This is a genomic window from Variovorax sp. 10N412, assembly GCF_056394985.1.
The window spans coordinates 416,640-430,385 of record NZ_JBFTIO010000002.1; the positions used below are offsets into that span (position 1 = coordinate 416,640).

The window sequence follows — 13,746 nt, forward strand, 5'->3', positions numbered from 1 at the left end:
GGCTTCGGTGCGGGTGCATCGGCTCAGTAACATCGGGCGATGCAGATCTCTCTTGAAAGCCCCGGCCAGCCCGACGTCATCCAGCTCATCGACGACCTCGATGCGTACCAGAAACCGCTGTATCCCCCCGAGTGCCATTACGGTATCGACATCTCGGCGCTGTCCGCCGCGAACGTGCTGTTCGCTGTCGCGCGCAATGAAGAAGGCAAGGCCATCGGCTGCGGCGCGATCGTCGTGGGGCACGAGTTCGGCGAACTCAAGCGCATGTTCGTGCGGCCCGAGAACCGGGGGCAAGGCGTTGCTGCAAAACTGCTGGAGTTTCTTGAAGCGCAAGCCGCAGCTGAAGGCTGCACGACGTTCATGCTGGAGACGGGCCCCAGCCAGCCCGAGGCGCTGTCCTTCTACGCACGATCCGGGTACGAACGGCGCGGACCGTTCGGGGGGTACGGGCCGGACCCGTTCAGCGTGTTCATGGAGAAGGCGGCGGTTCGGTAGCGATCTTGTTCGGGGTGCGTGCTCAGGTTCCGGCGTTCCTTGCTCGCGGAGCCTTCGGCACCTTCTTGTTCTTCTGCTGACCGACTTTCGCGCCCGCCTCTGCCGCCCGCAGGATGCGCCTGAACTTCGGGCATTCCATGTGGCTCGGCGCTGAACACACGGCGGCATGCCGCAGGCCGTCGCGCATCACGCTGAGGTTGCGGATCGTCCTGTCGAGTTCGTCCGCCTTGGCCGTGAGCATCAGCCGGTCGATGCGCGGCTGGCCATCGGCGCCGAACATGCGCGCGATCTCGTCCAGCGAGAAGCCCGCCGTTCGTCCCAGCGCAATCAACGCCAGCCGCTCCAGCACGCCAGCGTCGAACAGGCGGCGCAGCCCGCGCCGGCCGGTCGAGACGATCAGCCCCTTCTCGTCGTAGAACCGCAATGTGGAGGCCGGCACGCCCGAGCGCTGTGCCACCTCGCTGATATCCAGGTGCATCACCCTCTTGACCTCAAGTCGACTTGAGTTTGCATAGTGCGGTTTCCGCCTTCGCAAGGCAAGCCAAAAAAAAGGAAACGAACATGACCACCCCGCAGCCATCCGGCCACGAGCAGGCCAGACTCTGGAACGGTCCCTCCGGACACACCTGGGTCGACATGCAGGCGACGCTCGACCACCTCTTCCAACCCTTCGAAGACCTGCTGGTCGAAGCGGTCGCGGACACCGGCGCGCAGCGCGTGCTCGACGTCGGCTGCGGCACGGGCGGCACCACGCTCGCCATCTCGCGTTCGCTAGACGCCGAGGGCCACGTCACGGGCATCGACCTCTCGCAACCCATGATCGCCACGGCCCGCGCGCGCGCCGAACGGCAAGGCACTCCAACGACCTTCGTCTGCGCCGACGTGCAGTGCCACACCTTCGAGGCGGGCGCATTCGACATGCTGGTGTCGCGCTTCGGCGTGATGTTCTTCGACGACCCGGTGCGCGCGTTCTCGAACCTGCGGCGCGCCGCCACCGACCACGCATCGATGAAGTTCATCGCCTGGCGCAGTGCCGCCGAAAACCCGTTCATGACGACCGCCGAACGCGCCGCCGCGCCGCTGCTGGACCTGCCCGCGCGCCAGCCCGGCGCGCCGGGGCAGTTCGCGTTTGCCGACCGGCAGCATGTGCACGGCATCCTTCAGCAAAGCGGCTGGCACGACATAGCGATCCTGCCCATCGACGTGCGCTGCACGCTGCCCGAGAACGACCTGCTGGGCTACCTGAGCCGGCTCGGCCCCGTCGGGATGAAGCTTCGGGACGCGGACGAACGCACGCGCGCGCAGGTCATCGACACGGTTCGCGCGGCGTTCGATCCGTTCGTGCACGGCGACGAAGTGCGCCTTACCGCCGCGTGCTGGTCGATCGGTGCGCGCGCGGGCAAAAGCGCCGCTTGACGAAGCCGCAGTGTCTTTGCGGAGAAATCTGCGGCTTTCGTCGCAGGAGTATTCGAGAGCCTGAGATGCCCACTCCTTTGCGAGCTCTTTCCACTCAGGTCCGGAGAACTGCCGAAGCGTGTGTAGTCATGGTCGGACCAGAAATCGACAGTGGCTACGTCGATGAATGCGAAATCGATCATGGCTCGAAGCGTAGCGCCCGCCTGCCTCCGCCAGCAGTTGAACGCGGCGTTTGAGCCCCACCCGAACAGACCTAGGGAAATCCCTCCCCGCTGGCCCATTCCTTGCAAACTCCACCAAAAATGACCGAAAATTTTCTTATCTGACTTATATTTGTAAACTGGTTTTCACAAAACGCACACTTTCGGGCACTCCGCACCCTTCATGAGCACCACCGTCGACACCCCAGGCACCACCGTGGCCCAGCGCATCGCGCAGGCGTTGCCGCGGCTGACGCGCTCGCACCGGCAGGTGGCCGACTACGTGCTGGAGCATCCGCTGCAGGTCGCCACGCTGCCAATCGACGAGCTCGCAACCGCGGCGGGCGTCTCTGTCGCCACGGCCAACCGGTTCGCCCGCGCGCTGAACTTCGACGGCTATGCCACCTTCCGCGCCGAGCTCGTGCGCGGCTTCGAATCGCTGGTCGCGCCGGTGGAGCGCCTGCGCGGCAACCTGGAGCACCCGACCACGGTGGCCGAGGTGTTCGCCACTGCGCTGGACGAGAGCCGCCGCAACATCGAAGCCACGCGCCAGTCGCTCGACTACGCCGCCTGCGAGGCCGCAGTGGAGCGCATCGGCAAGGCGCGCTCGGTCTACATCGCGGGCTTCGGCGCGAGCGGCTGGCTTGCGGGCCTCTTGCAGCACGGGCTGGACAGCAGCTGCAGCGACGTGCGCCTGCTGCCGGGCGTGAGTGGCGTCACGCATGCAGCCCGCTCGCTCATGCATGCCGGCCCGAAGGACGTGTTCATCGGCCTGACCTTTCCGCGCTACCTCACCGACACCGTGCTGCTTGCGCAGATCGCGCGAGAGCAAGGCTGCGGCGTGATCGCGCTCACGGACAGGCCGACCTCCCCAATGGCGCCGCTCGCCGACATCGCGCTTTACTGCCAGACGGAAACCAACTACCGCCCCAATTGCGAGACCAGCGTGCTCGCGCTGGTCGAGGCGCTGACCAGCGCCGTGGCGTTGCAGGCGTCCGACCCGGTGCAGTCCGCACGCCGCACGCTGCAGGTGCTGCGGCCGTGGCTGCACGGCGCAAACGGCCTGCCACGCATTGACGGCATCGCCGCACGCACCGCCGGAACATCCAATGCCGCCGCCCTGAACGGCGCCGGCAAGAAGAAAAAGAAAGCTATCCGATGAAGAACACCACGCCCGTCATCGCCATCCACGGCGGCGCCGGCACCATCAGCGCCGCCACGACCAGCGCAGCGCAAGCCCAGGCCTACCACGATGCGCTCAAGAACATCGTGGCCGCCGCGCAAGCGGCGCTGCTCAAAGGCGCCTCCGCGCTCGACGCCACCTGCCTCGCGGTCGAGTTGCTCGAAGAGTGCCCGCTCTTCAACGCCGGCCACGGCGCGGTGTTCACGCACGACGAAACCCATGAGCTGGACGCCGCCGTGATGGACGGCGCCACGCTCGCCGCCGGCGCCATTGCCGGGGTGTGCCACATCCGCCGTCCGGTGCGCGCCGCGCGCGCGGTGCTCGAAGACGGCGCCCACGTGCTGCTGGCCGGCGCGGGCGCCGAGGCCTTCGCGCGCGAACACGGGCTGGAGATGGTCGAGCCCTCGTTCTTTTCCACCGATGCGCGCCGCGAGCAACTCTTTCGCGTGCGCGACACGGGCCGCGTGGTGACCGACCACGAAGGCGCGTCGATGGCGGCGACACCGGCCACGCCGCTCGACGAAGACAAGAAGTTCGGCACCGTCGGCGCCGTCGCGCTCGACATGCACGGCCACCTGGCCGCCGCCACGTCCACCGGCGGCATGACCAACAAGCGCGTCGGGCGCATCGGCGATTCGCCGCTGATCGGCGCCGGCACCTATGCCGACGACCGCACCGCCGCCGTGTCGTGCACCGGGAGCGGCGAAATGTTCATCCGCGTGGCGGCCGCCTACGACATCTGCGCCCGCATGGCCTACGGCGGCGCCACGCTGGAAGCGGCCACGCACGCGGTGGTGCAGCAGTCGCTGCCCGCCCTGGGCGGCACCGGCGGGCTGATTGCCGTGGACCGCCACGGCAACCTGAGCCTGGCCTTCAACACAGAAGGCATGTACCGCGGCCACGCGCGCGGCACCGAAGCGCCGCACACGGCCATCTTTGCCTGACAGCCTGACGCCGCGCGTTCTCCATTTCTCTCGCATTCCCATGTCCACCCCTTCCCTTGCCCTGCCGGACGGCCGCGTTCTCGCCGTCGACGACCTCACCGTTCGCTTCTCGACCTCCGAGCGCACGGTCGATGCCGTGAAGAAGCTGTCCTTCCACATCGACCACGGCGAAACGCTCGCGGTGGTGGGCGAATCGGGCTCGGGCAAGTCGGTCACCTCGCTGGCGCTGATGCGGCTGGTGGAGCACGGCGGCGGCCGCATCCTCGACGGCCGCATGGCGTTTCGCCGCCGCAGCGGCGAAGTGCTCGACCTGGCGCAGGCGCGCGACCAGACGATGCGCGGCATCCGCGGCGCGGACATCGCCATGATCTTCCAGGAGCCGATGACCTCGCTGAACCCGGTGTTCACCGCCGGCGACCAGATTGCCGAGGCCATCCGCATCCACCAGGGCAAGAGCAACTCGGCCGCGCGCGCCGAAGCCCTGCGCATGCTGGACCTGGTGCGCATTCCCGAAGCGCGCAACGTGCTCGACCGCTTTCCGCACCAGCTGTCGGGCGGCATGCGCCAGCGCGTGATGATCGCCATGGCGCTGTCGTGCAAGCCGCAGCTGCTGATTGCCGACGAGCCCACCACGGCGCTGGACGTGACCATCCAGGCGCAGATCCTGCAGCTCATTCGCGAGCTGCAGAAGGAGATGCGCATGGGCGTGCTCTTCATCACGCACGACATGGGCGTGGTCGCCGAAATTGCCGACCGCGTGCTGGTGATGTACCGCGGCGACAAGGTGGAAGCCGGCACGTCGGACGCCGTGTTCGCCGCGCCGCAGCACCCCTACACCCGCGCCCTGCTGTCCGCGGTGCCCAAGCTGGGCGCCATGCAGGGCACCGACCTGCCGGCCAAGTTCGAGCTGCTGCGCACCGAGGATTCGGCCGACACCACGCCAGCCGAGGCCGCCACGCCGCAAGACACGGTGCGCGAAGGCGCGGGCCCGATCCTGAGCGTGCGCGACCTGGTCACGCGCTTCGACGTGCGCAGCGGCATCTTCGGGCGCGTGAAGCGCCGCGTGCATGCGGTCGAAAAGATCAGCTTCGACCTCTACCCCGGCGAAACGCTGGCGCTGGTGGGCGAATCGGGCTGCGGAAAGTCGACCACCGGCCGCTCGCTGCTGCGCCTGGTCGAAAGCCAGAGCGGCGCCATCGAGTTCGGCGGCCAGAACATCCGCGAGCTGCCCACGCGCGAGCTGCAGGCGCTGCGCCGCAACATCCAGTTCATCTTCCAGGACCCGTTCGCCTCGCTCGATCCGCGTGTGACGGTGGGTTTCTCGATCATGGAGCCGCTGCTGATCCACGGCATCGCCAAGGGCGCCGAGGCGCAGCAGCGTGTCGACTGGCTGCTGCGCAAGGTCGGCCTTCCGACCGAGGTGGCGCAGCGCTATCCGCACGAGTTCTCGGGCGGCCAGCGCCAGCGCATTGCCATCGCACGCGCCCTGGCGCTCAACCCCAAGGTGGTGGTGGCCGACGAGTCGGTGTCGGCGCTGGACGTTTCCATTCAGGCGCAGATCGTCAACCTGATGCTCGACCTGCAGCGCGAGCTGGGCGTGGCCTTCTTGTTCATCTCGCACGACATGGCCGTGGTCGAGCGCATCAGCCACCGCGTGGCCGTGATGTACCTGGGCCAGATCGTGGAAATCGGCCCGCGCCGTGCGGTGTTCGAGGACCCGCAGCACGCCTACACGCGCAAGCTGATGGCCGCGGTGCCGGTGGCCGACCCGTCGCGCCGCCACAAGCCGCGCGCGCTGCTCGAAGGCGAGATTCCCAGCCCGATTCGCGCGGTGGGCGACGAGCCCGTCGTGCCACCGCTGGTGCAGGTGGCGCCCGGCCATTTCGTTGCACGCCACGCCGTTGGCGGGGCCTTCTGATTTTTTACCCCCGCAGGCCCGTCCTGTTTTTTTACTCGAACCGACTGGAGTTCTTTCCATGAAGCAATCTTCTTCCTCCCTGCGATGGGCATCCGCACTGCTGGGCCTGGCCGCGTTGGCCGCTTCGGGCACGGCACTGGCCGCCAAGGACGTGGTGCTGTCGATCGGCTACCAGCCGGAAACGCTGGATCCGTACAACACCAACACCACCATCACCACGGCCGTGACCAAGACCTTCTATGAAGGCCTGTTCCAGTTCGACAAGGACCTGAAGGTGCAGAACGTGCTCGCCGAGAGCTACGACGTGTCGAAGGACGGCCTGGTCTACACCATCAAGCTGCGCAGCGGCGTGAAGTTCCACGACGGCACCGACTTCAACGCCGAAGCGGTGAAGTTCGTGCTCGATCGCGTGCTGAACCAGGACAACAAGCTGCTGCGCTACAACCAGTTCAACCGCGTGAGCAAGGTCGAGGCCGTGAACGCCACCACCGTGCGCATCACGCTGAAGGAGCCCTTCGGCCCCTTCATCAACTCGCTGGCCCACGCCTCGGCCGCCATGATCTCGCCCACCGCGCTGAAGAAGTGGGGCAACAAGGACATCGCGTTCCACCCCGTGGGCACGGGCCCGTTCGAATTCGTCGAGTGGAAGCAGACCGAAGCGGTCAAGGCCAAGAAGTTCGACGGCTACTGGAAGAAGGGCTTCCCCAAGGTCGACACGGTGTCGTGGAAGCCGGTGCTCGAGAACAACACGCGCGCGGCCATGCTGCAGACCGGCGAAGCCGACTTCGCGTTCCCCATTCCCTACGAGCAGGCCGACCTGCTGAAGAAGAGCGACAAGCTCGAAGTGGTGGCCACGCCGTCGATCATCACGCGCTTCCTGGCATTCAACATGCTCGTGAAGCCCTACGACAACCCGAAGGTGCGCGAGGCCATCGGCTACGCCATCAACAAGGAAGCGCTGGCCAAGGTCGCGTTCGGCGGCTATGCCTTCCCGGCGCAGGGCGTGCTGCCCCAGGGCGTGAAGTACGCCGAGAAGATGGCCCCCATTCCCTACGACGTGAAGAAGGCCAAGGAACTGCTGACGGAAGCCGGCTACCCCAACGGCTTCGAGTCGGTGCTGTGGAGCGCCTACAACAACACGACCAGCCAGAAGACCATTCAGTTCGTGCAGCAGCAGCTCGCGCAAGTGGGCATCAAGCTGCAGGTGCAGGCCCTCGAAGTGGGCCAGCGCACCGAGCAGGTCGATGCATGGCCCGATCCGAAGACCGCCAAGGTCCGCATGTACTACACGGGCTGGTCGTCGTCGACCGGTGAAGCCGACTGGGGCCTGCGCCCGCTGTTCGCCTCGGAAGCCTGGGCGCCCAAGCTGAACAACATGTCGTTCTACAAGAGCGACGTGGTCGACAACGCACTGGCCAAGGCGCTCGTGACGGTCGACGAAGCCGAGAAGGTCGCGCTGTACAAGACCGCGCAAGAACAGATCCGCAAGGACCTGCCGCGCGTGCCGATGGTGACGGAGCAGAACCTGTCGGCGAACTCCAAGCGCCTGTCGGGCGTGTTCGTGATGCCCGACGGCAACATCAACATCGACGCCATCGCGGTGTCGAACTGACCGACAGCCGGCCTTTCGTTTTCCTGACTGACTGACTGTCCGACGGGCGGAGGCATGTCGCCCCCGCCCGTACGCGACAACCGCACCCCATGCTGAATTACTTTCTCAAACGACTGTTGGGCCTGATCCCGACACTGCTCATCGTGGCGGTGCTGGTGTTCCTGTTCGTCCACATGCTTCCCGGCGACCCGGCGCGCCTTGCCGCCGGCCAGGACGCCGACGAGCAGACCGTGGCCATGGTTCGCCAGGAGCTGGGCCTCGACAAGCCGCTGCCCCAGCAGTTCGTGAGCTTCTTCACCCACATGGTGCAGGGCGACTTCGGCACCTCGATCCGCACGCGGCGGCCGGTGTCCGCGGAAATCGGCGAGCGCTTCTTCCCCACGGTGATGCTCACCATCACCAGCATGGTGTGGGCGGTGATCTTCGGCATGGGCATCGGCATTGTTTCTGCCGTGTACCGCAACAAATGGCCCGACCGGCTGGGCATGACGCTCGCGGTCTCGGGCATCTCCTTTCCCGCATTTGCACTCGGCATGCTGCTGATGCAGATCTTCTCGGTGCAACTCGGCTGGCTGCCCACGGTGGGCGCCAGCACCTGGAAACACTACATCCTGCCCTCGGTCACCCTGGGCGCGGCCGTGGCGGCCGTGATGGCGCGCTTCACGCGTGCCTCGTTCGTCGAGGTGATCCAGGAAGACTTCGTGCGCACCGCGCGCGCCAAGGGCGTGCACGAGTCCGGCGTGATCTTCAAGCACACGCTGCGCAACGCGCTGATTCCGGTGGTGACGATGATGGGCCTGCAGTTCGGCTTTCTGCTGGGCGGCTCCATCCTGGTGGAGGCGGTGTTCAACTGGCCCGGCCTGGGCCGCCTGCTGGTGGACGCGGTGCAGATGCGCGACTACCCCGTCATCCAGACGCTGGTGCTGCTGTTCTCGCTCGAGTTCATTTTGATCAACCTGGTGGTCGATGTGCTGTATGGCTACATCAACCCCACCATCCGCTACAAGTGAGCACGCCGACATGACGCAAGCTTCCGGCGCGCCTGCCGACATCATTCTTCCGACCTCCCCGGTCGCCAGCCTTCAGACCGCCGGCAAGGTGCGTACGCCCTGGGGCGAGTGCTGGCGCCGCTTCAAGAAGCAGCCCGTGGGCATCGTGGCCGCGCTGTTCGTGGCGCTGCTGGTGTTCATCGCGGTGTTCTCGCCGTGGATCGTGCCCTTCGATCCGGAGAACTTCTTCGACTACGACATGCTCAACAGCGGCCCCTCGGCCACGCACTGGATGGGCGTGGACCCGCTGGGCCGCGACATCTTCAGCCGCATCCTGGCGGGTGCGCGCATCTCGCTGATGGCGGGCTTTGTGTCGGTGCTGGTGGGCGGCTTCATCGGTACGGCCTTCGGCCTGCTGGCGGGCTACTACGAAGGCTGGTGGGACCGCATCGTGATGCGCGTGTCGGACGTGCTGTTCGCCTTTCCCGGCATTCTGCTGGCGCTGGGCGTGGTGGCCATCCTGGGCAGCAGCATGACCAACGTGGTGGTGGCGGTGTCGGTGTTCAGCGTGCCGGCGTTCGCGCGGCTGGTGCGCGGCAACACGCTGGTGCTCAAGCAGCAGACCTACATCGAGGCCGAGCGCAGCATCGGCGCGTCCGACTGGACGATCATCGTGCGGCACATCCTGCCGGGCACCATCTCGTCGATCGTGGTGTATTTCTCGATGCGCGTGGGCACCTCGATCATCACGGCGGCCAGCCTGTCGTTCCTGGGCATGGGCGCGCAGGCGCCCACGCCCGAGTGGGGCGCGATGCTCAGCGAAGCGCGCGCCGACATGGTGACCTCGCCGCACGTGGCACTGTTCCCCAGCCTGGCCATCTTCTTCACCGTGCTCGCCTTCAACCTGCTGGGCGACGCACTGCGCGACGCGCTCGATCCGAAGATCGACCGCCAGTAAATTCCTGGTTCCCCGCTCCCATGTCTTCCAGCGCGCAGCACGCCACCCTTCCCTTCATCGGCCACCTGCTCCAGGGCGAGCGCAACGCGATCACCGACGTGGCGGGCGTCACGGTCGGCCACCAGACGCTGAACGACGGCGGCGTGCAGACGGGCGTGACGGTGATCCGGCCGCACGCCGGCGACCCGTTCCGCGACAAGGTGCCGGCCGCGGCCGTGGTGCTCAACGGCTTCGGCAAGAGCGTGGGGCTGGTGCAGCTCGAAGAGCTGGGCGTGCTGGAAACGCCCATCGCGCTGACCAACACCTTCTCGGTGGGCACGGTGGCCACGGCGCAGATCCGCGAGTGCGTGGCGAACAACCCCGAGACCGGCCGCGCGCTGCCCACGGTGAACCCGCTGGTGTTCGAGTGCAACGACGGCTATCTCAACGACATCCAGCGGCTGGCCGTGAAAGAGGCGGACTACCTGCAGGCGCTGCAAGGCGCCAGCGCCGATTTTGCGCAAGGCTCGGTCGGCGCGGGGCGCGGCATGTCGAGCTTCCAGCTCAAGGGCGGCATCGGCAGTGCGTCGCGGCGCGTGTCGTCGCGAATAACCGGGCCCGGCTCCCCGGCCTCGCCGCGCGGCTGCCACACGGTCGGCACGCTGGTGCTGGCGAACTACGGGCGCCAGCCGCAACTGCTGCTCGCCGGCCACGCGGTGGGCGAGCGGCTCGCCGCACTGCAGGCCGCGCACCGCCCAGCGCCGTTGGACGAAGCCGAGAAGGGCTCGATCATCATCGTGGTGGCCACCGACGCACCGCTCGACGCGCGCCAGCTGCGCCGCCTGGCGCTGCGCGCGGGGGCTGGCCTGGCCCGAACGGGCTCGGTCTTCGGCCATGGCAGCGGGGACATCGTGCTGGCCTTTTCCACCGCCTACACGGTGCCGGACCGCGTCGAACGGCCGATGCCGGCCGTGGCGATGCTGCACGACGCACTGCTCGACGGCCTGTTCCAGGCCGCGGCCGACAGCACCGAGCAGGCGATTCTTCATGCGCTGTGGCGCGCCACGCCCGTGACCGGGCGCGACGGCAACCACCGCGCCGCGCTGGCCGAGCTGCTGCCGCCCTCTTCACTCTCTTGCTGACCTCATCACTGACTGCACCGCCATGAAAGTCCTGATCTCCACCGACATCGAAGGCGTCGCCGGCGTCTACCACCCCGAGCAGGTGCGCCCCGGCAACCCCGAGTTCGAGCGCGCGCGCCTGCTGATGACGCAGGAAGCCAACGCGGCGATCGCCGGCGCCTTCGACGCGGGCGCCACCGAGGTGCTGGTGAACGACTCGCACGGGGGCTTTCGCAACATGCCGCCCGACGTGCTCGACCCACGCGCCCGCGTGGTGCAGGGCAAGCCGCGCTACCTGAGCATGGTGGCCGGCGTGGAAGAAGGCGTGGACGCGGTCTGCATGGTGGGCTACCACTCGCGCGCGCAGGGCCGCGGCATCCTCGCACACACGATCAACAGCTTCGCTTTCGCGAGCATCGCGCTGAACGGGCAGGAGCTGGGCGAGGCCGGGCTCTACGGCGCGCTGGCCGGCGAGTACGGCGTGCCCGTGGTCATGGGCAGCGGCGACGACGTGTTCATCGCCGAGAACCGGCCGCTCTTCCCGCACGCGACCTTCGTGGAAACCAAGAAGGCTACAGGCTTCGGCAGCGGAGTTTCGCTGTCGCCCGAGCAGTCGCGCCGTGCCATCCGTGCCGGCGTGGAAGAAGCTCTGGCTGCGCATGCCAACGCCAAGCCGCTGGTCCTGGCGGGCCCGCAGACCGTGACGCTGCGCGCCCAGTCGACCGCGCTGGCCGACCTGTTCTGCCAGTGGCCGGCGTTCGAGCGCGTGGACGGCGTCACGCTGCGCTTCACCACCGAGACGGTGGAGGCGGCGGTGCGCATGCTGAACTGCTGCTCGGCGATGTCGTCGATGCTGCGCTGAGGCAGCACCGGGGCACTGCGCCCTTTCCTTACTGGAACGCGACTTCGCGCATGCCGATGCCGCGCGGCGCGTCCGACGCGAAGGCGCGCGGGGCATGGCCCAGGGCGGGAGCGCCCTGCCCCTGCTCCAGCTTGAACTGACCCACGATCTGCGACAGGCTGCCCGCCTGCTCCTGCAGCGACTGGGCGGCGGCCGAGGCTTCTTCCACCAGCGCGGCGTTCTGCTGCGTGGCCTGGTCCATCTGCGTGATGGCCTGGTTGATCTGCTCGATGCCCGAGGTCTGCTCCTGGCTGGCGGCGCTGATCTCGCCCATGATGTCGGTCACGCGCTTCACGCTGCCCACGATCTCCTCCATGGTGCGCCCGGCGTCGGCCACCTGGCGGCTGCCCTCCTCGACCTTTTCCACCGAATCGCCGATCAGCGTCTTGATTTCCTTGGCGGCCGCGGCCGAGCGCTGCGCCAGGCTGCGCACTTCGGAAGCCACCACGGCGAAGCCGCGCCCCTGATCGCCCGCGCGGGCCGCTTCCACCGCGGCGTTCAGCGCCAGGATGTTGGTCTGGAAGGCAATGCCGTCGATCACGCTGATGATGTCCACGATCTTCTTGGACGACGCATTGATCGAGCCCATCGTCTCCACCACCTGGAACACGACGCTGCCGCCGCGCACGGCCACTTCCGAGGCCGAGGTGGCCAGCTGGTTGGCCTGGCGCGCGTTGTCGGCGTTCTGCTTGACGGTGGAGGTCAGCTCCTCGATGGAGGCGGCCGTCTGCTCCAGCGAGCTCGCCTGCTCTTCGGTGCGCGAGGACAGGTCCTGGTTGCCGGTGGCGATCTGCGTGCTGGCGGTGGTCACGTTCATCACCACGCCGTGCACCTGCGAGAGCGAGCCCTGCAGGGCGCTGCGCATCAGGTCGAGCGCGCGCAGCAGGTGGCCGGTTTCGTCCTTGGCGTAGCGGGATTGCGCGGCGCCGGTCAGGTCCATGTCGGCGATCGACTGGGCGATGGTCTCGGCGCTGCGCAGCGGAAGCACGATGCTGCGTGCCAGCATCCAGGCCAGCAGCGCACCGGCCACCAGGCTGACGGCGGAGCACACGATCAGCAGCGTGCTGGTCTGCGCGCGCAGGTCGTTGGCGCGCGCGGCGGCCGCGTCGAGCTGCTCGCGCTGCATGTCCACCACCTGCTGCACGCCGGCGATGTAGCTGACCGACGTGGGCTGGAACTGGTTGTCGAAGGCGCGGTTGGCGCCGGCCAGGTCGCCCGTCAGCTTGAGCTTGCTCACTTCTTCACGCGAGGCGAGGTAGGCCTTGCGCAGGCTGCCCACCTTTTCCAGCAAGGCCTTCTCTTCGGGCTTGACCAGCTTGCCCTCGATGAATTTCTGCAACTCGTTGGTGTCCTTGATGGACTTGGCCGTGGCCGGCGCGAAGTAGTCGATCAGGCTCGAATCGCTGCTCTTGGCGATCGCAGCGGCGCGCTGCACGCCCGAGGTGGTGTGGCGAAGCCAGTCGGAGCCGGCGCGCTCGGTCTTCACGTTGTCCTGGATCATCGTGTCGATCTCCTGGCTCAGTTGCTGCAGCTTCAGCACCGCGGCCACGCTGGTGGCCAGGAAAAGCGCCAGGATGGCGCCCAGCACGATGGCAAGGCGCTTGCCAATTGAGACGTTGCTCAAGAACATGATCGGACTCCGGGACTCAAGGGAAATGGAAAGACGGCCGCCGAGGCACGCTCGGCGCGCATCGAATCTGAAGGAAGCGGCCAAGGCGGCCGCTCTCCTTGGCTGGATATCGGCAGTTCGGCCGAAAACTTGAGGGCCTGGCGGCAAACAGGCGCCGGTGCCTGCGAGGAACCCGTTCTGTTCCTAGAATTCCCCGGGCCGGCGACACGTTTCTGGCCCGCCCGGCTTATCCGGAATAAGCATCCAACCGTCCCGCAACCCGCATGGATACTGGTGAATAAGCTTATCCGCATAAGGCGCGAACCAAAAAATAGTTTGTTTCCATAAGGCCCCCTTTCAGAATCTCGGCTTCTTGCTGGGGCGCCCCGTTTCACGTTCGGCACCGCACTTCCTCAAGACA

Annotated in this window: 12 protein-coding genes; 10 read left to right on the forward strand and 2 right to left on the reverse strand. The window is 67.2% G+C overall.

The window, feature by feature from the left end:
* Positions 1 to 39: 39 nt before the first annotated feature.
* Positions 40 to 495: a GNAT family N-acetyltransferase gene (locus tag AC1DJH_RS07475; RefSeq protein WP_478185264.1), complete on the forward strand. Its 456-nt coding sequence runs from the start codon at positions 40 to 42 to the stop codon at positions 493 to 495.
* A 22-nt stretch (positions 496 to 517) separates the two neighbouring features.
* Here the strand turns inward: AC1DJH_RS07475 and AC1DJH_RS07480 are convergent, their stop codons facing one another.
* Positions 518 to 976, reverse strand: a complete 459-nt coding sequence (locus tag AC1DJH_RS07480) for a helix-turn-helix domain-containing protein (RefSeq protein ID WP_478185265.1) — start codon at positions 974 to 976, stop codon at positions 518 to 520.
* An 80-nt stretch (positions 977 to 1,056) separates the two neighbouring features.
* Between AC1DJH_RS07480 and AC1DJH_RS07485 the strand changes: the two genes are divergently transcribed.
* The 9 genes from AC1DJH_RS07485 to AC1DJH_RS07525 all read left to right on the forward strand — a co-directional run bounded on the left by AC1DJH_RS07485 (position 1,057) and on the right by AC1DJH_RS07525 (position 11,677).
* Complete coding sequence (locus AC1DJH_RS07485; protein WP_478185266.1) at positions 1,057 to 1,911, forward strand: class I SAM-dependent methyltransferase; 855 nt, start codon at positions 1,057 to 1,059, stop codon at positions 1,909 to 1,911.
* A gap of 384 nt (positions 1,912 to 2,295) precedes the next feature.
* Positions 2,296 to 3,273: a MurR/RpiR family transcriptional regulator gene (locus tag AC1DJH_RS07490; RefSeq protein WP_478185267.1), complete on the forward strand. Its 978-nt coding sequence runs from the start codon at positions 2,296 to 2,298 to the stop codon at positions 3,271 to 3,273.
* Positions 3,270 to 4,238: an isoaspartyl peptidase/L-asparaginase family protein gene (locus AC1DJH_RS07495; RefSeq protein ID WP_478185268.1), complete on the forward strand. Its 969-nt coding sequence runs from the start codon at positions 3,270 to 3,272 to the stop codon at positions 4,236 to 4,238. Before AC1DJH_RS07490 ends, AC1DJH_RS07495 begins: the two co-directional genes overlap by 4 nt.
* 40 nt (positions 4,239 to 4,278) lie before the next feature.
* Positions 4,279 to 6,156, forward strand: a complete 1,878-nt coding sequence (locus tag AC1DJH_RS07500) for a dipeptide ABC transporter ATP-binding protein (protein WP_478185269.1) — start codon at positions 4,279 to 4,281, stop codon at positions 6,154 to 6,156.
* 58 nt (positions 6,157 to 6,214) lie between these two features.
* A complete protein-coding gene (gene gsiB / locus AC1DJH_RS07505; RefSeq protein WP_478185270.1) occupies positions 6,215 to 7,768 on the forward strand; it encodes a glutathione ABC transporter substrate-binding protein GsiB in 1,554 nt (517 codons plus the stop codon).
* 89 nt (positions 7,769 to 7,857) lie between these two features.
* Positions 7,858 to 8,778, forward strand: coding sequence for a glutathione ABC transporter permease GsiC (gene gsiC, locus AC1DJH_RS07510; RefSeq protein ID WP_472115142.1), 921 nt, complete (start codon positions 7,858 to 7,860; stop codon positions 8,776 to 8,778).
* A gap of 10 nt (positions 8,779 to 8,788) precedes the next feature.
* Positions 8,789 to 9,715, forward strand: a complete 927-nt coding sequence (gene gsiD / locus AC1DJH_RS07515; protein WP_478185271.1) for a glutathione ABC transporter permease GsiD — start codon at positions 8,789 to 8,791, stop codon at positions 9,713 to 9,715.
* Positions 9,716 to 9,735: 20 nt separating this feature from the next.
* Positions 9,736 to 10,836 (forward strand): P1 family peptidase, encoded by a 1,101-nt coding sequence (locus tag AC1DJH_RS07520; RefSeq protein WP_472115137.1) that lies wholly within the window; start codon positions 9,736 to 9,738, stop codon positions 10,834 to 10,836.
* A 22-nt stretch (positions 10,837 to 10,858) separates the two neighbouring features.
* Positions 10,859 to 11,677 carry a M55 family metallopeptidase gene (locus tag AC1DJH_RS07525; RefSeq protein ID WP_478185272.1) on the forward strand — a complete coding sequence of 273 codons (819 nt, stop codon included), beginning with the start codon at positions 10,859 to 10,861 and terminating at the stop codon, positions 11,675 to 11,677.
* 28 nt (positions 11,678 to 11,705) lie between these two features.
* On the opposite strand, the gene AC1DJH_RS07530 is transcribed toward AC1DJH_RS07525, so the two are convergent.
* Positions 11,706 to 13,346: a methyl-accepting chemotaxis protein gene (locus AC1DJH_RS07530; protein WP_472115132.1), complete on the reverse strand. Its 1,641-nt coding sequence runs from the start codon at positions 13,344 to 13,346 to the stop codon at positions 11,706 to 11,708.
* Positions 13,347 to 13,746 lie beyond the last annotated feature (400 nt).